18 protein-coding genes are annotated in these 19,381 nt (G+C 72.1%); 9 read left to right on the plus strand and 9 right to left on the minus strand.

From position 1 onward, the window contains the following. Positions 1–114: 114 nt before the first annotated feature. On the minus strand, positions 115–507 hold the full coding sequence (locus tag ACF1FZ_RS08635; RefSeq protein ID WP_391772635.1) for an ankyrin repeat domain-containing protein: 393 nt from the start codon (positions 505–507) through the stop codon (positions 115–117). Between the two features lie 326 nt (positions 508–833). Here ACF1FZ_RS08635 and ACF1FZ_RS08640 point away from each other — a divergent pair, with 326 nt between their 5' ends. Both ACF1FZ_RS08640 and ACF1FZ_RS08645 read left to right on the plus strand, forming a co-directional pair. Next, positions 834–1,028 (plus strand): hypothetical protein, encoded by a 195-nt coding sequence (locus ACF1FZ_RS08640; RefSeq protein WP_391772636.1) that lies wholly within the window; start codon positions 834–836, stop codon positions 1,026–1,028. Between the two features lie 37 nt (positions 1,029–1,065). Next, positions 1,066–2,685 carry a hypothetical protein gene (locus ACF1FZ_RS08645; RefSeq protein ID WP_391772637.1) on the plus strand — a complete coding sequence of 540 codons (1,620 nt, stop codon included), beginning with the start codon at positions 1,066–1,068 and terminating at the stop codon, positions 2,683–2,685. A gap of 10 nt (positions 2,686–2,695) precedes the next feature. Here ACF1FZ_RS08645 and ACF1FZ_RS08650 read toward each other — a convergent pair whose 3' ends face one another. After that, entirely contained in the window at positions 2,696–4,195 is a 1,500-nt protein-coding gene (locus ACF1FZ_RS08650; protein WP_391772638.1) for a PLP-dependent aminotransferase family protein, read from the minus strand. A 101-nt stretch (positions 4,196–4,296) separates the two neighbouring features. Here ACF1FZ_RS08650 and ACF1FZ_RS08655 point away from each other — a divergent pair, with 101 nt between their 5' ends. The 4 genes from ACF1FZ_RS08655 to ACF1FZ_RS08670 all read left to right on the plus strand — a co-directional run bounded on the left by ACF1FZ_RS08655 (position 4,297) and on the right by ACF1FZ_RS08670 (position 7,785). Continuing rightward, entirely contained in the window at positions 4,297–4,965 is a 669-nt protein-coding gene (locus tag ACF1FZ_RS08655; protein WP_391772639.1) for a YitT family protein, read from the plus strand. Beyond that, complete coding sequence (locus ACF1FZ_RS08660; RefSeq protein ID WP_391772640.1) at positions 4,962–5,735, plus strand: glycerophosphodiester phosphodiesterase family protein; 774 nt, start codon at positions 4,962–4,964, stop codon at positions 5,733–5,735. Before ACF1FZ_RS08655 ends, ACF1FZ_RS08660 begins: the two co-directional genes overlap by 4 nt. A 46-nt stretch (positions 5,736–5,781) precedes the next feature. Then, complete coding sequence (locus ACF1FZ_RS08665; protein WP_391772641.1) at positions 5,782–7,146, plus strand: MFS transporter; 1,365 nt, start codon at positions 5,782–5,784, stop codon at positions 7,144–7,146. A 264-nt stretch (positions 7,147–7,410) separates the two neighbouring features. Next, positions 7,411–7,785: an RNA polymerase-binding protein RbpA gene (locus ACF1FZ_RS08670; RefSeq protein WP_014044757.1), complete on the plus strand. Its 375-nt coding sequence runs from the start codon at positions 7,411–7,413 to the stop codon at positions 7,783–7,785. 93 nt (positions 7,786–7,878) lie between these two features. On the opposite strand, the gene fxsA is transcribed toward ACF1FZ_RS08670, so the two are convergent. From fxsA to ACF1FZ_RS08690, 4 genes are all read right to left on the minus strand, one after another. After that, positions 7,879–8,478 (minus strand): FxsA family membrane protein, encoded by a 600-nt coding sequence (fxsA, locus tag ACF1FZ_RS08675; RefSeq protein ID WP_391772642.1) that lies wholly within the window; start codon positions 8,476–8,478, stop codon positions 7,879–7,881. Positions 8,479–8,544: 66 nt separating this feature from the next. Then, on the minus strand, positions 8,545–9,312 hold the full coding sequence (locus tag ACF1FZ_RS08680; RefSeq protein ID WP_391772643.1) for a polyprenol monophosphomannose synthase: 768 nt from the start codon (positions 9,310–9,312) through the stop codon (positions 8,545–8,547). A 535-nt stretch (positions 9,313–9,847) separates the two neighbouring features. After that, a complete protein-coding gene (locus ACF1FZ_RS08685; RefSeq protein ID WP_391772644.1) occupies positions 9,848–11,488 on the minus strand; it encodes an amidohydrolase in 1,641 nt (546 codons plus the stop codon). A gap of 68 nt (positions 11,489–11,556) precedes the next feature. Beyond that, entirely contained in the window at positions 11,557–11,997 is a 441-nt protein-coding gene (locus ACF1FZ_RS08690; protein WP_014157449.1) for an Lrp/AsnC family transcriptional regulator, read from the minus strand. Positions 11,998–12,200: 203 nt separating this feature from the next. Here ACF1FZ_RS08690 and ACF1FZ_RS08695 point away from each other — a divergent pair, with 203 nt between their 5' ends. Then, a complete protein-coding gene (locus ACF1FZ_RS08695; RefSeq protein ID WP_391772645.1) occupies positions 12,201–12,620 on the plus strand; it encodes a hypothetical protein in 420 nt (139 codons plus the stop codon). A gap of 376 nt (positions 12,621–12,996) precedes the next feature. Here the strand turns inward: ACF1FZ_RS08695 and ACF1FZ_RS08700 are convergent, their stop codons facing one another. Beyond that, positions 12,997–14,169: an acyl-CoA dehydrogenase family protein gene (locus tag ACF1FZ_RS08700; protein ID WP_391772646.1), complete on the minus strand. Its 1,173-nt coding sequence runs from the start codon at positions 14,167–14,169 to the stop codon at positions 12,997–12,999. A gap of 350 nt (positions 14,170–14,519) precedes the next feature. On the opposite strand from ACF1FZ_RS08700, the gene ACF1FZ_RS08705 reads away from it, so the two are divergent. Then, positions 14,520–15,797 (plus strand): glycoside hydrolase family 18 protein, encoded by a 1,278-nt coding sequence (locus ACF1FZ_RS08705; RefSeq protein WP_391772647.1) that lies wholly within the window; start codon positions 14,520–14,522, stop codon positions 15,795–15,797. Between the two features lie 90 nt (positions 15,798–15,887). Here ACF1FZ_RS08705 and ACF1FZ_RS08710 read toward each other — a convergent pair whose 3' ends face one another. Both ACF1FZ_RS08710 and ACF1FZ_RS08715 read right to left on the minus strand, forming a co-directional pair. Next, the gene (locus ACF1FZ_RS08710; protein WP_391772648.1) at positions 15,888–16,034 is read right to left on the minus strand and encodes an SCO1431 family membrane protein; all 147 of its coding nucleotides are present in this window, start codon (positions 16,032–16,034) and stop codon (positions 15,888–15,890) included. A gap of 974 nt (positions 16,035–17,008) precedes the next feature. After that, entirely contained in the window at positions 17,009–18,370 is a 1,362-nt protein-coding gene (locus tag ACF1FZ_RS08715; RefSeq protein ID WP_391772649.1) for a peptidase C39 family protein, read from the minus strand. A 241-nt stretch (positions 18,371–18,611) separates the two neighbouring features. On the opposite strand from ACF1FZ_RS08715, the gene ACF1FZ_RS08720 reads away from it, so the two are divergent. Next, positions 18,612–19,226, plus strand: coding sequence for a uridine kinase (locus tag ACF1FZ_RS08720; protein ID WP_391772650.1), 615 nt, complete (start codon positions 18,612–18,614; stop codon positions 19,224–19,226). The last annotated feature ends 155 nt before the right edge of the window (positions 19,227–19,381 follow it).

Genomic DNA, 19,381 nt, shown 5'->3' on the forward strand with positions numbered 1-19,381 from the left:
CTCTGCCTCTCGTCGGTGGCCCGAAACGGACCCGCGACGTCATGATGACCCAGCCATTTCGCCGACGCGACCACATTTACGGCGCACCGGCCGGCCGGCGGCCGGCACGGCGCCTCAGCGCGCACCGAAGAGTTCCAGCAGGTCGCCCTTGCCGAACATGCGCGCGGTGTCCACGGCGGAGGGTGTCCCGGCGGCCGGATCGGCCCCTGCGGCGAGCAGCGCGTCGATCACTTCGCGCTCGCCCTTGAACACGGCTCCGGCCAACGGCGTCTGCCCCCGGTCGTTGGCCCGGTCCGGGTCGGCACCGCGGCCGGCGAGCGCGACGACGGCAGGGGCGTGGCCGTGATAGGCGGCGAGCATGAGCAGGGAGTCACCCCGGTCGTTGGTGAGGTCTGCGGGGACACCCGCGTCGACATAGGCGGCCAGCGCGTCACTCTCGCCCCGGCGGGCCAGATCGAAGACCTTGGTCGCCAGCTCGACCACCTCGGGGTCGGGGATTTCGCTCATCGGACGGACCGCCTTCCGTTGCCGTGGTCGCCGTCGCTGACCTGGTGGGGAGTACGGCAGAAGGGCCGTACGAGTGAATCGACAGAGTACTGCTCCCGGACAGTCGTGAACCTGCCCGGGAGCGGCGGAAGATCACGGCACGGGCACCGTTCTCCGGCGGGGACAGGGGTCCGGGCGGTCGGCGGAGCCCCCGGGCGGACGTTTTCCGCCCGCCGCCCGGACGGGAACGGGAGGTATTCACCCACTTGCACCTTTTATCGTATAGGTACATCTTGTGATTCTGGAAGTACTCATGGTGACTGCCCCCTCAACCAGGAGAACCGCTCATGATCCTCTCCATCTCGGGCGTGGTATTGCTCGGCATCGTCGTCTTCCTGTTCTTCAAGAAGGACGGGCTCAAGGCGTCCCACGCCCTCATCTGCGCTCTGTTCGGCTTCTACCTGGCCGGCACGGCCATCGCTCCGAGCATCACAGCCGGCGGGGCGAGCCTCGCCGGCATGCTGAGCGGGATCAAGTTCTGACGCTCCGACACAGCTCCCACTTCTCCAGGAGACCGATGTGGCCCGGCGACCACTCCCCCGCATCCTCACGCGTGGCAGCGCTTCGATCACCCGCAGCCGCGAGATCGCACGCACGGCCGCCGACGGCGCCACCGACGTCCTCCATCCGCTGATCACGGTCACCCGTGGCCTGCGGCTGCTGGCGGGAGCAGGACGCCAGAAATGGTCCGCGACGCCCAAGGACCGGCGCGGACACGTGCTGTTCCTCGTCACGGCCTGCGTCCTGGCGGTGGCGCTCATCCCCTACGGGCCTCTGCTGGCCCTCATCTCGGTGATGGGTGCCGCCGCGTGGCGGGGACGCGACCGGATCCCCGCGAGGACCGGCCCCGGCGAGGCGGAGGCCGCGCGGCTCCAGGCGCTGTACGAGGCACTCGTGCCCCACTTCACCGTGCCCGACGACCCCGGTCCGCTGTTCTCCCACGGCGGCGACTGGGAAGACGCGTTCGGCACCTCGTACGCCTTCGACGGCAACGGCCGGCTCACCCGGCTCCAGGTGAACTACCCGGCGTACTTCAGCGACGGCGACCCCGCCTCACGCGCCCGCGTCGAGCAGGTGCTCCACGCGAAGTCGGGCCGGGGCCGCGAATACCGCTTCACCTGGGACGAGGAGAACAACCACCTCCTCATGACCGTGCTCGGCCCGCTTCCCACCACCATCGCCGCCCAGCGCTTCGTCACCGCGCCCGGCGAGACCGTGCTCGGGTTCACGGACGCCGACGCGGTCCGGCGCACCGTTCCGGTCCAGGACGGTGACGAGACGCGGGACGCCGCTCCGGTGATCTGGCGCACCGGCGCCCGTTCGACGGAACCTCACCTGCTGATCGCCGGGCACCCCGGCGCCGGTGCCACGACCCTGATGCGCTCACTCGCCCTGCAGGCCCTCCAGCACGGCGACCTCCTCGTCGTGGAGGGAGGCGGCACCGGCGAGTACGGCTTCCTGACCGGCCGGGACGGCGTACTGGCCGTGGAGTGCGGCCTGGGCGGAGCCCTCGCCACACTCGAATGGGCGGCGCACGAGACCGAGCGGCGCCTCATCGCCGCCGACCGGGCCCGCCAGGCCGGGCATCCCGAGCCCGAGGACATCAAGCGCCCCCTGTGGATCCTGCTGGACCGCCCGAGCGCGCTGGGACATCTGGCGGCCGCCGACGGCAGGCAGGACCCGCAGGAGCTCCTCCGGGTGCCGCTGCGGCACGGCCGCGCCGCAGGGGTGACGGTCGTCGTGGCGGACCAGTTCGACGGCCTCGACGCCCTCGACGAGACCGTACGGACCCATACCAGGGCACGCGTCGTCCTCGGGCCCGCGGACTCCGGACAGGTGGAGGCGGTCCTGGGCGCCCAGCCGCACACCACGCCCGTCCCGGACGTCCCGCCGGGTCGCGGCTACGCCCGGCTGGGCAGCGGGCCCGTCCTGCGACTGCAGGTGCCGGCCACCCCGGACCCCTGCGACGGTGCCACGAGTGAGGCACACCGACAGGCGGTGCTCGGCCTGCTGCCGGGCGGGGCGCCGGCGGTGGAGCGGGCCGTGCCGGCAGAGGCGCCGAAAGCCGCCCCGGAGGCCGCCGGCGTGCCCGTGCACACGGACCAGCTGGTCAAGACGCCCGCGGTCGCGGAGGGGTGAGACCGGGCGCTCAGGCCACGAAGGTCCTGGGTGCCTCGGCTCCCGCGCTCGCTCCGGAAGAGACCAGCTCGGCGGCCGCGGCGAGCCGCAGCGCCGCCTCGTCCGCCAAGGGGCCGCCCACGGTGAAGGGCAGCCGCACATAGCCCTCGAAGGCCCCGTCGACCCCGAACCTGGGCCCCGACGGGACGCGGACACCGACCCGCTCGCCGGCCACGGCGAGCCGGGAGCCGGAAAGGCCGCCGGTGCGCACCCAGAGGGTGAGTCCGCCGTGCGGCACCTCGAACTCCCACGCCGGAAGCTCCCGGCGCAGCGCCCGCACCAGATCGTCCCTGTTCTCACGTGCCTGCCCACGCCGGACCGCGACGGCCTGCTCCCAGCCGCCGGTCCGCAGCAGCCAGTTGATGGCGAGCTGCTCCAGCACCGGCGTCCCCATGTCGGCGTAGGCCCGCGCCGCCACCAGGCTGCGGATGACGTCCGGTGCCGCCCGTACCCAGCCGATCCGCATGCCGGCCCAGAAGGCCTTGCTCGCGGAACCGACGGTCAGGACGGTGCTGCCCGCCGGATCGAACGTACAGACCCTCCGGGGCATCTCCACATCCGCGTCGAGGTGCAGCTCGTGCATGGTCTCGTCGACCACCAGGACCGTGCCCGCCGACCGGGCGGCCTCGACGAGGGCGCGGCGCTGCTGTTCGTCGGCCAGGGCCCCGGTGGGGTTGTGGAAGTCGGCGACCACGTAGGCCAGCCTCGGCGCCGCGTCCCGCAGGACCTGTCGCCAGCGGTTCATGTCCCAGCCTCCGAGGCCCTCCTCCATCGCCACGGGCACCAGCCTGGCGCCCGCCTCCCGCATCAGCTGGAGGATGTTGGCGTAGCTCGGGGACTCCACGGCGATACGCTCGCCGCGCCCGGCGAAGAGGTGGCAGATGGCGTCGATGGCGCCCATGGCCCCCGTGGTGACCATGATCTGCTCGGGCATCGTGGGGATGCCGTGCCCGGTGTAGCGGTCCGCGATCATCTGCCGCAGGGCGGGAAGGCCGGCCGGGTAGTCGCCATGCGTGTGGGCGTACGGCGGCAGCTCCTCCAGGGCCCCCTGGACGGCCCGGGTCAGCCACGGCTCCGGGGCGGGCAGCGAGGCGCATCCCAGGTCGATCATCGAGCCGAGCGACTCCGGCGGCAGCGGTTCGAGGCCCCGGGCGGGCAACGGGTTGCCCGCCGGCACCGCGGTCCAGCTGCCGGCTCCGCGGCGCGATTCCAGGAACCCCTCCGCCCGCAGTGCCTCGTACGCGGCGGTGACGGTGGTACGGCTGAGGGACATGGCGAGCGCGAGCTCCCGCTCGGCGGGGAGCCGCGCGGCGACCGGGACCCTGCCTTCCAGGACGAGCAGGCGCACACCGTCGGCGAGGGCACGGTAGGCGGGCGGCTTGCGGAAGCCGGGCGCCAGGGGGCGTGCCTGCTGCCCCTGGAGCTGGCGGGCGAGCTGCGCCGCACCGACGGTCGAAGTCCACTGCGGCATCGAAATCAGTCCACCTTCCTCGGATTGGCCATAGTTGGAAGCCGATTCCCCGCCACAGAGTGACATGACGCAGTCCACCATCACCACCTAGGGGGCACCACTTGTCCGACACCACCGACCGGAACGGCACCCGGCTCACCCGGCGGCTGGTCCATCTGTACGCGGGTCTGGCCCTGTACGGGGCGAGTTCGGCGCTCCTGGTCCGCGCCGGACTCGGGCTCGAACCGTGGGGGGTGCTCCACCAGGGGCTCGCGGAACGGACCGGCATGTCCATCGGCGTCGTCTCGATCGCCGTCGGAGCGGTCGTCCTCCTCCTGTGGATCCCGCTCAGGCAGCGCCCCGGGCTCGGCACCGTCTCCAACGTCTTCGCCGTCGGCCTCGCGATGGACGGCACGCTGGCCCTCGTCCCGGCCGTACACGGCCTCGGGGCGCAGGTCCCCCTCATGGCCGCGGGCATCGTGCTCAACGGCGTCGCCACGGGCCTGTACATCTCCGCGCGCTTCGGCCCGGGGCCGCGCGACGGCCTGATGACGGGGCTGAACCTCCTCACGGGCCGTTCCCTCAGGCTGGTGCGTACGGCGATCGAGGTGGCCGTGGTCGTGACCGGCTTCCTCCTCGGCGGTTCGCTGGGCGCCGGTACGGTCCTGTACGCCCTGGCCATCGGCCCGCTCACCCAGTTCTTCCTCCGCTTCTTCGACCTCTCCGCGCCGGGTGCCCGCACGTCACCCGCTGCCGGACGGACACCGCGGGAGGCGATACTTCCGCGGTGACCGCAGCGACTTCGGGGCGCCACCCCTATCTGGACCACCCATCGACGATTCCCTTCGCCCACCGAGGCGGAGCGGCGGACGGCATGGAGAACACCGCAGCAGCCTTCCGGCGTGCGGCGGGTGCCGGCTACCGCTACTTCGAGACCGATGTGCACGCCACCGCGGACGGACGCCTGGTCGCCTTCCACGATCCGGTCCTCGACCGGGTGACGGACTCCCGGGGACGGATAGCCGGACTGCCCTGGAGCGAGGTGCGCCGGGCGCGGGTGGCGGGCAGCGAGCCGCTGCCCCTCTTCGAGGAACTGCTGGAGGAGTTCCCCGAGGCCCGCTGGAACGTGGACATCAAGGCGGAGCCCGCCCTCGTCCCGCTCGTCGGGCTGATCCGCAGGACCGGTGCCTGGGACCGGGTGTGCGTGGGGTCGTTCTCCGAGGCACGGGTGTCCAGGGCCCACCGCCTCGCGGGCCCGCGTCTGGCCACCTCCTACGGGGTGCGCGGTGTGCTCGGCCTGAGGCTCCGCTCGTACGGCATCCCGGCCGCGCTCCGGGCGGGCGCGGTCTGTGCGCAGGTCCCGGAGAGCCGGAACGGCGTCCGCGTCGTCGACCGGAGGTTCGTGCGCACGGCGCACGCGCGCGGCCTGCAGGTCCATGTCTGGACGGTCAACGAACCGGAACGGATGGCGGCGCTCCTGGAACTGGGGGTGGATGGCATCATGACCGATCACATCGAGACGCTGCGCACGGTGCTGAGCGAGCGGGGGGCCTGGGCCTGACGCCGGGGCCCGCCGCGTCCGCACGGGACGAACGAGGGGGCGCGGCGTGAGTACCGGTACCGCAGGAACAGCGGATCCGGCCGGCCGGCCGGCCGAGGCCGCCGAGCGCAGGCGAGAGCAACGCGGCTGGTACTTCTACGACTTCGCGTGCTCGGTGTACTCCACCAGTGTCCTCACGGTCTTCCTCGGTCCCTATCTGACATCGATAGCCAAGGCCGCCGCCGACGCGGACGGGTTCGTGCATCCGCTGGGCATACCCGTGCGGGCGGGCTCACTCTTCGCGTACGCCGTGTCCGTGTCCATCCTGGCGGCTGTGATCGTCATGCCGGCCGTCGGCGCGGCGGCGGACCGCACGGGACGCAAGAAACCCCTGCTCGCGGCGGCCGCGTACACGGGTGCGACAGCGACGGCCTGCATGTTCTTCCTGGACGGTCACCGCTATCTGCTGGGGGCCTTCCTGCTGATCGTCGCGAACGCGTCGATCTCCGTGTCGATGGCCCTGTACAACGCCTATCTGCCGCAGATCGCCGCTCCGGAGGAACGCGACGCGGTCTCCTCGCGCGGCTGGGCCTTCGGGTACACCTCGGGTGCGTTCGTGCTCGTTCTGAACCTGGTCCTCTACACGGGGCACGACTCCTTCGGGCTGTCCGAGTCCGACGCTGTCCGGATCTGCATCGCGTCGGCCGGCGTGTGGTGGGGTGCCTTCGCCCTCGTCCCGCTGCGGCGGCTGCGCGACCGCCGGGTGGTGCCCGGTGGCGACGGCGCGGTCGGCTCCGGCTGGCGGCAGCTCCGGGCGACACTGCGCGACATGCGCCGTCACCCGCTGACGCTGTCGTTCCTGCTCGCCTATCTGGTCTACAACGACGGCATCCAGACGGTGATCTCCCAGGCCTCGCTGTACGGCTCCGAAGAGCTCGGCCTGGGCCAGACGACCCTCATCACCGCGGTGCTGCTCGTGCAGGTGCTCGCGGTGGCGGGGGCGCTGGGGACGGGGCGGCTCGCCCGGCGGTACGGAGCGAAGCGCACGATTCTCGCCTCGCTGGCCGTCTGGACGCTGATCCTCGCCGCCGCGTACGTGCTGCCCGCCGGCGCGCCCGTGTTCTTCTACACCCTGGCGGCGGCGATCGGCCTGGTGATGGGCGGAAGCCAGGCTCTCTCCCGGTCGCTGTTCTCCCACCTGGTACCGCGCGGGAAGGAGGCGGAGTACTTCTCCGCCTACGAGCTGAGCGACCGGGGGCTCAGCTGGCTGGGGCCCCTGGTCTTCGGTCTCGGCTACCAGCTCACCGGCAGTTACCGGGACGCGATCCTGTCCCTGGTCCTCTTCTTCGCGCTCGGTTTCGCGCTTCTGGCGAGGGTTCCCGTGCGGGCCGCCGCGGCCGCCGCGGGCAATCCCGTTCCGGACCGGATTTAGACGCTGGAGTGAAAGGCCGGTAGTGTACGCCTTTGGCCTGCCCGGAGGACCGTTACTGCGAGTGGATGAAGTCAAACCGTTGGGTGACGACTTCGACTTCAGGTGACAAACCGGGCACCGGTGGGTAAGTAACCCTGACCAAGCAGCGGCACGACGGGCGACGCATGACCGGCAACGGGAATCTTTACCGCCGACCGGACGTTGACCGGATGACGACGACAGCGACACCTGTCCTGTGGGCGACAAGCCCGGGAGGCACGATTCATGAGTGAGCGAGCTCTCCGCGGCACGCGACTCGTGGTTACCAGCTACGAGACGGACCGCGGTATCGATCTGGCCCCGCGCCAGGCGGTGGAGTACGCATGCCCGAACGGACATCGATTTGAGATGCCGTTCTCGGTAGAGGCGGAAATTCCGCCGGAGTGGGAGTGCAAGGCGTGCGGCGCCACGGCACTCCTGGTGGACGGGGATGGCCCCGAGGAGAAGAAGGGCAAGCCTGCGCGTACGCACTGGGACATGCTCATGGAGCGGCGCACCCGCGAGGAGCTGGAGGAAGTGCTGGCCGAGAGGCTGGCGGTCCTGCGCTCCGGCGCCATGAACATCGCCGTGCACCCGCGGGACAGCAGGAAGTCTGCCTGACCGCGCATCACCGCACCGATCAAGAGCCGCGGGCCGCGACACAGAACATGTGTCGCGGCCCGCGGCTCTTCGTCCGTCCGGGCCGGGGCGGACTCAGGGGATCAGCGGAGGGCGGTCCGCGCCGGGACCGTCGTCGGTGCGGGGCCGTGCGGGCGCGCCGTCCTCGCGGATGACCTCCCCCTGGACCACCTTGCCGTCCGGCCGGTGGATGCGGGCCTGCTGGAAGGCGTCCTGGAGGCCCCCCGGCGCCGCCGCCCTCATCCGGCGGTCGAGGGAGCGTTCCGCGAAGCGGCCGAGCACCGAGCGGACCGGAGGGAGCAGGAGCAGGAGTCCCGCCGCGTCGGAGATCACGCCGGGAATCATGAGGAGCAGACCGCCCAGCATCAGGAGGCCGTTGCCCTTGCTTCCCGACGGGGCAGCGGGCGGGGTGGCGGGAGCGCCGGGCTGCCCCGGCATCTGCTGAAGCGTCTCGGTGAGGTTGCGGAAGGCCCTCCGGCCGGCCCGCTTGACCACCGCGGCACCGAGCACGGCGCCGGCGACCAGGATCAGCAGCACGGTGAAGCTGTTCGCCGCACCGGCCACGACGGTCAGCAGCCAGATCTCCAGCACCAGCCAGGCGGCGACGCCCAGCGGCAGGAAGGTACGGGCGCGTGAGCGCCGTGGACGGTTCGGAGGCGGTGTGCCGGTCGTCATGCCCCCAGTGTGCCTGTACGGGCGTGCGAGCGGCGTAAGGGGGTGATCAAGAGGCCACAGGGGTGGTCAGGTGGCCTTGCGGCCCAGTGCCTTGTTGGCCCGGCCGGTGATGCCCCAGCCGGTGACCCGCCACAGGGCCTCGACGAGGATGTCGCGGCTCATCTTGGAGTCGCCGATCTCGCGCTCCATGAAGGTGATGGGCACCTCGACGACGTGATAGCCCGCCTCGACGGCCCGGCGGGCGAGGTCGACCTGGAAGCAGTAGCCCTGCGAGGCGACCTCGTCGAGACCGAGACCGTCGAGGGTCTCGGTCCGGAAGGCCCGGTAGCCGCCGGTGACGTCGCGCACCGCGAGGCCCAGCAGCATCCGGGAGTAGAAGCTTCCGCCGCGCGAGATCATCTCGCGGTGCCTGGGCCAGTTGACCACCCGGCCGCCGGGGACCCAGCGCGAGCCGAGGACCAGGTCGGCGCCCTTCAGGGCGGTGAGGAGCCGGGGCAGTTCCTCGGGCTGGTGCGAGCCGTCCGCGTCCATCTCGACCAGGACGCCGTAGCCGTGCTCGGAACCCCAGCGGAAACCGGCGAGATAGGCGGCTCCGAGCCCTTCCTTGCCCTTGCGGTGCAGGACGTGGACCCGGGTGTCGGCGGCCGCGAGCTCGTCGGCGACCTTTCCGGTGCCGTCGGGGCTGTTGTCGTCGGCGACAAGGATGTCCGCTTCCGGAACGGCGGCGCGCACCCGGGCGACGATGAGCTTGACGTTCTCGGCCTCGTTGTAGGTCGGGATGATCACCAAGACTCTGCCGAGCGGGCCGAACTGCCTCTGACCGCCGTCGTTCACTACTGCCCCTTAAAGTCCGTACGCAGGTGCACACCATATCCAGCACGCCGCGGCCTGACTCCGACGCGGTCGCGGGGTGGTGTGCGCCGCGCGGACAGAAGCACGGAACTGCGGACAGAAGGGCAGCGCTGCGGATCGGGGCCCGGCGTCCTTCGGGCCGGCCTGGGACCCGCTGGCTGCGGGTCGACCGAGAGCCGTTGTCTACTGAACCTCCGGGCCCCACCCGGGTCACACCTGCCGTCCGGACGAAACCTCCCCCTCGCCCCCGAGGCGCGGGCGCTGAACCTGGCTGTCAGTGGTGGTGCGCCGGTGCGGCACACCACCCCGTGACCCAGCGGCGTTCGACGACTGCGTGGAGGTTCGGCCGGCCGGACGTCCAGTGGTGGACCCGGCCGAACCTACCGGCCCTTGGGCGCTTCCTGTCAACAGCCGCCCGACCTGCCGTTTCTCCCGAAAACGCCTGGTCAGTGCCGAGGACTCGCAGGTCGTGGCAGACTCACCGCGCCTTCGGCCGATGGCAGGGAAGACCCTGACGTCACTCGTTCGGCCGCACGTAGACAGTGCGTCCGAAGACCACCGTGCGCAGACAGACCGGAAGCACCGCGCCCGGGGTGAGATCGGGCAGGCCGGGGGTGCCGGAACGGGGGTCGGTCGACCACCGCGCCACACGGTCGTCGGGTGCCTGGACCAGCAGTTCGCCGGTACGCCAGACGGCGTAGTCGGCCGGGGCGCCCGGGACGAGGACTCCCCCGTCGTCCCGTCCGACGGCGCGCCAGCCGCCTCGCGTGTGGGCGGTGAAGCCGGCGCGCACGGAGACCCGGTGCCCGGGCGTGCGGTGATGGGCGGCGGCCCGTACGGTCCCCCAGGGGTCCAGCGGGGTGACCGGGCTGTCCGAGCCGAAGGCGAGGGGGACACCGGCGCGCAGCAGCGCCGCGTACGGGTTGAGGGTCGCGGCCCGCTCCGCGCCCAGGCGCCGGGCGTACATCCCGTCCGAGCCGCCCCAGGCCGCGTCGAAGGCCGGCTGGACGGAGGCGGTGAGGCCCAGTTCGGCGAAGGCGGCGATGGTTTGCGGGGTGAGCATCTCGGCGTGCTCCACCCGGTGCCTGGCGGCCCGGACCCTGGCGAGCCCGAGGGCCTCGGAGGCGGCCCGGACTCCTGCCACCACGGCGGAGACCGCCGCGTCGCCGATGGCGTGGAAGCCGGCCTGGAGCCCCGCCTCGGTGCACGCCGTCACGTGCGCGGCGATCCGGGCGGCGTCGAGCCGGCCGCTGCCGGTGTGCGGGGCGTCGGCGTACGGCTCGTGCAGCAGGGCGGTGTGCGAGCCGAGTGAGCCGTCCACGAAGAGGTCGCCGGCCGCGCCGACGGCACCGAGCTCACGGATCCGGCGGGCCCCCTCCGCATCCTCGACGGGCTCGGCCCAGTAACCGAAGACCCGGGGGCCGGGCTCCTCGGAGGCGAGCTTCAGCAGCCCGGTGAAGTCCTGCTCGTCCGAGATCTCGGGGCCGGCGCACTCGTGCACGGTGCCGATGCCGAGCGAGGCAGCGTGCGCCAGCGCGGCACGCTGGGCCCGCGTCCGCTGCAGCGGCGTGACGGCTGCGTGGGCGGCTGCCCGCACCGCGTGGTGGGCGTCGCCGGTGAGGGGGGCGTCAGGGTGGTAGCCGGCCAGCGCGGTGACGCCCGGGACCAGGTCCAGGAGCGCCGTGGTCACGACGGCGGAGTGGACGTCGACACGGGGAAGGTAGACCGCCCGGCCGCCTGCCGCTCCGTCGAGTTCACCGCGCGAGGGGGGACGCTGCTCGGGCCAGCCGGACGCGTCCCAGCCGTGGCCGAGGATCACCCCGTCCCCCCCGTGGCTGTGCGCGAACGCGCGCACGAGTTCAAGGGCTCCGGTGAGCGTGCGCGCACCGGAGAGGTCCAGCCCCGTGAGGGCGAGTCCGGTCGATGTGGTGTGGACGTGGGAATCGGTGAAAGCCGGGGTGACCAGAGCCCCTTCCAGGTCGATCACCTCGTCGACACCACTCGCGAAGGCGTCGGCCGCCCCTTCCGAGCCCACCCAGGCGACATGGCCCCGTTCGACGACCATCGCGGTGGCGAACGGATCGGCGGGGCTGTGGACGTCTCCACCGCACAACAGCACGGTGCGGTGTTCGCTCTGGGGGGCGGTGCTCTCGGTCATGGGACCAGTCTCGCGCCTGCCGGGGGCGGCCCCTCCTCCGGCCCCCTGCGCCACGACTGCCGGAAGGCTCAGACGCGCGGCGGGCGGGCCTCGTAGGGCGTGGAAAGGACGACGGTCGTACGGGTGGACACGCCGGCCAGCGTGCGGATCCGGGTGAGCAGGTGCTCGAGCTCCAGGGGACTGGAGACCCGCACCTTGAGGATGTAGTTCTCGTCGCCCGCGACGCTGTGACACGCCTCCAGCTCCGGCACACCGGCGAGCCGTTCGGCGATGTCGTCCGGCGCGCTCGGGTCGAAGGGTTTCACCGAGATGAACGCGGTGAGGGGCAGACCGACGGCCTCCGGGTCGACGACAGCGGCGTAACCCCGGATCACCCCGCGCTGCTCCAGCCGGCGGACACGCTGATGAACGGCCGAGGTGGACAGGCCGGTGGCCTTGCCCAGGTCGGTGTAGCTCATCCGCCCGTCCTTGACGAGCAGCTCCACAATCTGACGATCCAGCTCCTCCATGCGGATCAACCTATGGCCCAGGGTCCCTTCAGGCACAGTCGCAGGAGCCCCGGAAGAGCACGTTCGAGGGGCATGTGACGAATGCCACAAGTTTACGGGTGGGTAGCCCGGGACCTCGCGATTACGGCTGACGTCCGGCGGGCAGTGCTTGCTGTGGCCGAGGCCGTGGCGCCTCGCCGGCCCACCCGAGGGGGGAAAGACCCATGCAGAGCCTGAAGCTCACCGGACGTACCGAACCGGAACCCGACGAGAACGCCGCATACGCCGCGCCTGACGAGGACGCCGCTCCTGACGCGTACGACACCTTCGAGATGTACCGGGTGATCTGCCCGGACTGCGCCCAGCCGATCGCCCTGCTGGCGGACGAGGACGTGCTTCCCGAGCACGCGCTGTGCCCCACGCCGTGGAATCCGTTCGTCCTCACCGTCTGCCCCGGTACGAACCGCGACGCCTCCCTGGCACGTCCGGCGGACGAGTCCCTCGATGTCCAGGAGCAGGAGACCGCACTGCTGCTGACGCTCCCTCAGGGCCTCGACTGGCGGATGCAGCCCTTCTCGCACGCCGGTGGCCCGGGTTCGCGTCCCCTGCGGTACGCCCCGCAGACCCGGCGTCAGGCCGCCTGACGTCCCCGCGCCCCGGGGGCGCGCCTCCCTGCGCGCACCACGACGGCCGGGCCGGCGTGGTGCGGACAGTTCACCGGTCGGCCGGTGTCCGCGGCATCCGGGGAACGGGTGCGCGAACCGGCCGGACAGCGGCCGGGGCCCCGTAGCCGCGTCGGCTCCGCAGGACCACGCCGCACACGACGGCGGGCCCCGTACGCCGCCGCACCGATGTCCGGAGGCCGCACGGCAGCCCGTGCCGTCCACCACCGGCCCGCCCGTCCACCAGGCCGTGCCGCGCCGCGCCGCCGGAAGAGTCCGGGCCGGACCCTCCCGCGCCGTCGTGACCGGGAAACGGGACCGGATCACGACGGCGCCCGGCCGGTCCGGCCGGACCGGGTCAGCGCGTCTCGGGACCCACGAGGTGGCGGGCGATGACCATGCGCTGGATCTGATTGGTGCCCTCGACGATCTGGAGCACCTTGGCTTCGCGCATCAGCCGCTCGACGGGGAAGTCGAGGGTGTAGCCGTACCCGCCGAGCACCTGGACCGCGTCGGTGGTCACCTGCATGGCCGCGTCGGTGCAGAACAGTTTCGCCATCGCCGCCTGCCGGGAGAACGGCAGACCCGCGTCGCGGAGCCGCGCCGCCTCCAGGTAGAGCGCCCGGCCGGCCTCGATCCGGGTGGCCATGTCGGCGAGCATGAAGCGCAGCCCCTGGAAGTCGGCGACGGGCCGGCCGAACTGCCGCCGGCCGGTGGCGTATCCGGCCGCTTCGTCCAGGGCCGCCTGGGCGACCCCGATGGCGCAGGCGGCGATCCCCAGCCGCCCCGAGTCGAGTGCGGACAGGGCGATGGCGAAGCCCTGCCCTTCGTCACCGATGCGGCGGTCGTCGGGGATCCGTACGCCGTCGAAGTGCAGCTGGGCGGTGGGCGAGCCCTTCATGCCCATCTTCTTCTCGGGCGCGGCCGCGTCGAGGCCCCCGGCGTCGCCGGGGACGAGGAAGGCGGTGATACCGCGGGGGCCGGCCTCCCCGGTGCGGGCCAGCACCGTGTAGAAGTCGGCGACGCCGCCGTGCGTGATCCAGGCCTTGGTCCCGGTGAGGACCCAGTCCTCACCGTCCCGTACGGCTTTCGTGCGGAGCGAGGCCGCGTCGGAGCCCGAGGCCGGCTCGGAGAGGCAGTAGGCGCCGAGCAGGCCGCCCGCGAGCATCGCGGGCAGGTGGGCGGCCCGTTGTTCCGCGGTGCCGTATCCGGCGAGCGCGTGACAGGCCAGCGAGTGGACGCTGACGCCCAGGCCGACGGTGAGCCGGGCGGCCGCGAGTTCCTCGAGGACCTGGAGGTAGACCTCGTACGGCTGGTCGCCGCCACCGTGCGCGGAGTCGTACGGCAGTCCCAGCAGACCGGCTTCGGAGAGCAGGGTGAAGACCGGGCGCGGGAAGGTGCCCGCTTCCTCCTCCTCCGCCGCCCTGGGAGCGATTTCCTTCGACACGATGTCGCGTACGAGCTCGACGAGCTGCCGGGACTCCTCGGTGGGCAGACGGCGTTCCACCGGCTGCGGGGCACGGTCGGACATGACGGCGCTCTCCTCCCTGTCGGGCGTGACGACGGTCGCGCGCGGGGTGTGCGCGGCACCGCCGGGTGGTCCCGGGCGATGCCCGGAAATCTACGGCTCCCCAGCCGATCCTGCCTTCCCGGATCACGGGAGGCGCCGGTCGGCGGCTGCGGCGCGTTGAGTATGCCTGATCGGAGCCCGTGCGTCACCGGTCAGCGGGGGCCTGATCAGGGAAATTGGTCCGAACCATTGACCCAAGTGGTCTAGTCCTTCTACGGTCACCTCCATGCCTCACCGCGTCCATGCCGATTCCTGACGGACCGGGCAGCAGGCACCCCCCACACCCAAGCCCTCCCCCACGAGGAGCCACAATGACCGGACTTCACCGTCCTCGCACCCGCCTCCGGGCGCTCACCGCCACTCTCTGCACCGCCGCGCTCGGGGCCGCCCTCCTCGGCGTCGCCGGTACGTCGTCCGCGGGCGCGGCCCCCGCCGCATCCGGTCCCTCCGCACCGGCAGCCGCCGGAGCGGCCGCCCCCGCCGCGGCCGGCGGCAAGGTGGTCGGATACTTCACCAACTGGGGTGTCTACGACCGCGATTACCACGTCAAGAACATCGAGACGTCGGGCTCGGCCGACAAGCTGACGCACATCAACTACGCCTTCGGGAACGTCCAGGGCGGCAAGTGCACCATCGGCGACAGCTACGCCGACCACGAGAGGGCCTACACGGCCGACCAGTCGGTGGACGGCGTCGCGGACACCTGGGACCAGGAACTGCGCGGAAACTTCAACCAGTTGCGCAAGCTGAAGAAGCTGCACCCGGACCTGAAGGTCCTCTGGTCCTTCGGCGGCTGGAGCTGGTCCGGCGGCTTCGCCGAGGCCGCGAAGAATCCCGCCGCGTTCGCCGACTCGTGCTACGACCTGGTCGAGGACCCCCGCTGGGCCGACGTCTTCGACGGCATCGACATCGACTGGGAGTACCCGAACGCCTGCGGACTGACCTGCGACACCAGTGGCCGCGACGCGTACGGCGAGCTTCTGGGGGCGCTGCGGTCGAAGTTCGGCACCGGCAACCTGATCACCTCGGCGATCACCGCGGACGGTACCGACGGTGGCAAGATCGACGCGGTGGACTACGCGGGGGCGGCGCAGCACCTGGACTGGTACAACCCGATGACGTACGACTTCTTCGGGGCGTTCGCGGCGCAGGGCCCGACGGCTCCGCACTCACCTCTGACGTCCTACCCGGGCATCCCGACGGAGGGCTTCGACAGCGACGCGGCGATCTCCAAGCTCAAGGGGCTGGGCATTCCCGCGGAGAAACTGCTGCTGGGCATCGGCTTCTACGGGCGGGGCTGGACCGGCGTCACCCAGGCGGAGCCCGGCGGCACGGCGACCGGAGCGGCCCCGGGGACGTACGAGGCGGGTATCGAGGACTACAAGGTCCTGAAGGACAGCTGCCCCGTGACGGGGACCGTGGCCGGCACGGCCTACGCCCACTGCGGTACCGACTGGTGGAGCTACGACACCCCGGCCACCATCGCCACGAAGATGGACTACAAGGACCAGCAGGGGCTTGGCGGCACCTTCTTCTGGGAGCTGAGCGGCGACACGGCGGACGGCGAGCTCATCAAGGCCATCAACTAGCCCCGGCGGGGTAGACGCACCGCAGGGCGGGTCAGGGGTGGGGTGCCGGGCGGGCGCCCCACCCCACCCGTCGTGAGCGGGGGCCGCAGGTCACATGAGTCCTGCCTGGGTGACGAACATGGCGAGGAGGACGACGAGCGTCCAGCCCAGGATGTGCTCCAGGATCTTCGGCCCGTCCTCGGGGCCGCCGGTGCGGGCGCGGGCGTGGGTCCGGTTCTCGGCGGTGGTCGCGGTCATGGCATCTCGCTCGGTCGTTCGGCAGTGGGCGTCCCCCGTGACCCCACCACAGTGCCAGCGGGGACGGGCCGCGCGGTAGAGATCCGGGTCACAGCGGCCGGCGGCCGGCGGGTGGCGGAGACGCACATCCGTGCTCCCGCGGGGGCGGCGCGGGGAGGAGGGGCGCGGCGGGAGGCAGCCGGCTGTGCGCCATGACACACCCCTGGTCATGCCCCGGGAGCGGGTGTCCCGCGGTGTGCCGCGGCCCTCGGTCCGGCGGCCGCCCGGGCGGTGACACCCGGTGCGCGAGCCCGGGGCTTCCTCCTCGGGGTCCGTCACAGGAGATCCGTGAGGGCGGGCACGTCGGCTCCGGGGCGTCGCGCCGCACAAGCGCTTCAGCGCGTGGAACCCGGCCGGCCGCATCCATGGCGGTCGGGGCGAAGCCCGCCCGGTGGTCCGGATGGCCGGCTCCGATGAGAACGGGACGGCCCCTTACGGGCCGAGAGCCCTGAGGGTCACGTCGACGAGTGAGCCGGCGTACGCGGCGGTCAGCGGACCGCTGCGGTGCGGCCACCGCGGGAAGAGGGGGCGTAGAGCACTTCGGGGACCAGGTCGAGGCCGGCGCCGGCGTCGAGCCGGCAGGCTTCCCGCGCACTGCGCGGGCGCACCTTCTTCGCCTCTTCCAGCGGCCGGGCTCACCTCACCTGCGGCCCGGCCCCCGCCCGCTCCGAAGCCATGGCTCCACCCCACCACTTGCTCCGCGAGCCGTGGGACCGGGCCGTCGAGCGACCCGGGCTGCCCGAATACGATCCGCACGGCCTGTGGCACAGATGGGCGACCGTGGCCTTGGCCAACCGCGCGTCCGTTCACGAAGTGTCCCGGTGGCTCGGACATCGCTTCGCCCAAGGCCACCGTGGACCGGTACGGCCGCCTCCCGCAGGACGGTCGGGAGCGCTGCCGTCAGGTCGTCGGGGCGGCCCTCGGCCCCTGCGTGTTCAGGTCAGGCCGAGCGACCGCAGGACGCGGTGCTGAGCCGGCGCCGGGCTGACGGGCCAGTAGACGTAGCAGACCCCTCCCGTACCACCCCTGACCTGCCCGTTTGCGTCGTACCGCTTCGTCCGCAGCCAGATGTTCTCCCACTCACGCCGCTGGTAGACGCGGCGCACCGCGTCGTTGGACGGCGATGCGGGGTCATTGGCGATCACGTCGCCGTCGGCCGTGAAACCGATGACGGTCATGAGATGGCCTGATGTTCCGTAACCCGCCCCCGTCAGCTCGCCCTTGAGGAACGACTGGGACGTGATGACCGGGACGCCCACCGCGATCAGCTTCTCCAGGTCGGTCAGCGATCCGAGCCGGGTGACCACGGCGTTCATGTCCCGGTACGTCGCGGCGTAGGCGGCGTTGAAGGGCCAGTTGCCGCAGCCCTCGTACTGGTGGTCGAAGGTGTAGCGGGCGGCATGGCAGATCTGCGGGTCGGCGAGGCCCGGCTTCACCCAGGCCAGGTCCTCCGGGGTCGGCCTGCGTCCCCAGTACTCGATGATCATCTGCGAGGAGGTGGGGCTGCACCAGGCCTCGCCCCCGTTGTCGTACTCCGGGTACTCCCCCACATGGACGTTCTGCGAGTAGCGGGGCACCGTCAGTTCCCGGACCGTACGGGGCGCGGCGGCGGGGACGGTGAAGCGGTCAGGGATGTCCGAGGCCATGGCACCGATCCGGTGGACCGCCGGAGTGAGGCGGGAGCCGGGGGTGCGGTGCAGGGTGAGCCTGAGGCGGTAGGACACCAGCCGCAGCCCGCTCGCCGCGTCGTCCAGCGAGAGGGTGTCGGTCCAGACGCTGCTCCTGCCGTCGGTCTGGTCGTCCACCGAGGTGCGGCGGATGTCCGTGTCACCGGCGGCCCAGCGGCCCATCACGTACCAGGGGGTGTGCGTGCCGTCCGAGTAGCCGCCGCGCAGCTCGATCTGGATCCAGGTGCCCTGCGGGGTGTGCGCGTTCCAGGAGGCGATCACCTCGGTGGCGGGGACGGCCGGGCGGTGGACCGGTGAGGTCCAGGTCGCGTACTCCCAGGTGCTGGTCGTGCCGGTGTGCGGGTCGGTGTAGGCGGTGCTGCCGGCGGGGGCCGAGATCACGAGGCCCGGCCTGCGGCCGGCGACTGCCCGGGTCCCGGCCGAGACCCCGCAGCGCCAGTCGGGGTAGGTGGTCCAGAACCGGTTGTCCACGAGCACGGCCGCCCCCGGGGACGAGGAAGTACGGGAGGGGGAGGCACCCGCCGGGCCGGCGGAGGCCACGGCGCCTGCCCCGGCCGCTGCCGCGAGCGCGGCGGTGAGCACGGTTCTGCGTGAAGTCGGTCTGGTCATGGGCGGGACCCCCGGTCGTTGAGCGGATTGGGGCTGCGGGTACCGATCGGTGCGCCAACTATCGCGGGTCGGGGCCGGATCCGGCCAGTGATTCGGCCCGTGCCGCCGGAGCAATATTGGTCTGGCCCACTGGTGTGACCTGTGCGGGACCTGAAGCGGGTCCGCGGTCCTCGCGGGGTGACCCCGCGGAGCCGGCCCCCTGGGCCGTCCGGCACATGGCGGACCGTCTTAAGGTGGAAGGATGAACGACCTGGCCGTCCACGCGCGCGGGCTGTGCTCCCTGCCGCCGTCCTGCGGGCCGGTGCGGCTGATCGCGGTCGACGGTCATGCGGGGTCCGGCAAGAGCACCTTCGCCGGCCGGCTGGCAGCGGCGCTCGGCGGCGCCCCCGTGCTGCACCTGGACGACCTGGCCACGCACGAGGAGCTCTTCGCCTGGACGCACAGGCTCCGCAGCCAGGTCCTGGAGCCGCTCTCCCGGGGCGAGTCCGCCCGGTACGCCCCGTACGACTGGACGGACCGGCGCTTCGGGCCTCCGAGGACGCTGGATCCCGCCCCCGTGATGCTGGTCGAAGGGGTGGGGGCGGGCCGTGGCGCGGTGCGGCCGTTCCTCGCCGGGCTGCTGTGGATCGAGGGGGACAGCGAGACATCGTGGGAACGGGGCAGGCATCGCGACGGCCCCGGCCTCTCGGAATTCTGGGACGGCTGGACCGTCGCCGAGCGGCGGCATTTCGCCGAGGACCCCTCGCACCCCTTCGCGGATTGGGTGATACGGCGGACGCCCACGGGATACGCATGGCTGGAAGGACCTCGTCCGACAGCGGTGACGAGCCGGATCGTCACGGACGGTGAAGCCTGAGCCCCACCGTACGAGCTCGCCGGAAAATGGCCGGGAGGCGTCCCAACTCGGCTTGACCGAGGGCCCGTACAGGTCTTACGTTCTCAATGCGAGGCTTTCCGAAGCCCCCGCGGACGCGAAGCCCCCGGTTGTTCCCCCGTGACCGGGGGCTTCGT

This window comes from Streptomyces sp. NPDC014623, assembly GCF_043088245.1.
In the GTDB taxonomy this organism is placed as follows: domain Bacteria; phylum Actinomycetota; class Actinomycetes; order Streptomycetales; family Streptomycetaceae; genus Streptomyces.

Excerpts from the sequence above, each read along its gene's own strand:
- ACF1FZ_RS08720 (WP_391772650.1), top strand. The coding sequence starts at position 18,612 with ATGAACGACCTGGCCGTCCACGCGCGCGGGCTGTGCTCCCTGCCGCCG.
- ACF1FZ_RS08705 (WP_391772647.1), top strand. The coding sequence starts at position 14,520 with ATGACCGGACTTCACCGTCCTCGCACCCGCCTCCGGGCGCTCACCGCC.
- ACF1FZ_RS08710 (WP_391772648.1), bottom strand. The coding sequence starts at position 16,034 with ATGACCGCGACCACCGCCGAGAACCGGACCCACGCCCGCGCCCGCACC.
- ACF1FZ_RS08635 (WP_391772635.1), bottom strand. The coding sequence starts at position 507 with ATGAGCGAAATCCCCGACCCCGAGGTGGTCGAGCTGGCGACCAAGGTC.
- ACF1FZ_RS08690 (WP_014157449.1), bottom strand. The coding sequence starts at position 11,997 with ATGGAGGAGCTGGATCGTCAGATTGTGGAGCTGCTCGTCAAGGACGGG.
- ACF1FZ_RS08715 (WP_391772649.1), bottom strand. The coding sequence starts at position 18,370 with ATGACCAGACCGACTTCACGCAGAACCGTGCTCACCGCCGCGCTCGCG.
- ACF1FZ_RS08640 (WP_391772636.1), top strand. The coding sequence starts at position 834 with ATGATCCTCTCCATCTCGGGCGTGGTATTGCTCGGCATCGTCGTCTTC.
- ACF1FZ_RS08650 (WP_391772638.1), bottom strand. The coding sequence starts at position 4,195 with ATGCCGCAGTGGACTTCGACCGTCGGTGCGGCGCAGCTCGCCCGCCAG.
- ACF1FZ_RS08685 (WP_391772644.1), bottom strand. The coding sequence starts at position 11,488 with ATGACCGAGAGCACCGCCCCCCAGAGCGAACACCGCACCGTGCTGTTG.
- ACF1FZ_RS08700 (WP_391772646.1), bottom strand. The coding sequence starts at position 14,169 with ATGTCCGACCGTGCCCCGCAGCCGGTGGAACGCCGTCTGCCCACCGAG.
- fxsA (WP_391772642.1), bottom strand. The coding sequence starts at position 8,478 with ATGACGACCGGCACACCGCCTCCGAACCGTCCACGGCGCTCACGCGCC.
- ACF1FZ_RS08695 (WP_391772645.1), top strand. The coding sequence starts at position 12,201 with ATGCAGAGCCTGAAGCTCACCGGACGTACCGAACCGGAACCCGACGAG.
- ACF1FZ_RS08670 (WP_014044757.1), top strand. The coding sequence starts at position 7,411 with ATGAGTGAGCGAGCTCTCCGCGGCACGCGACTCGTGGTTACCAGCTAC.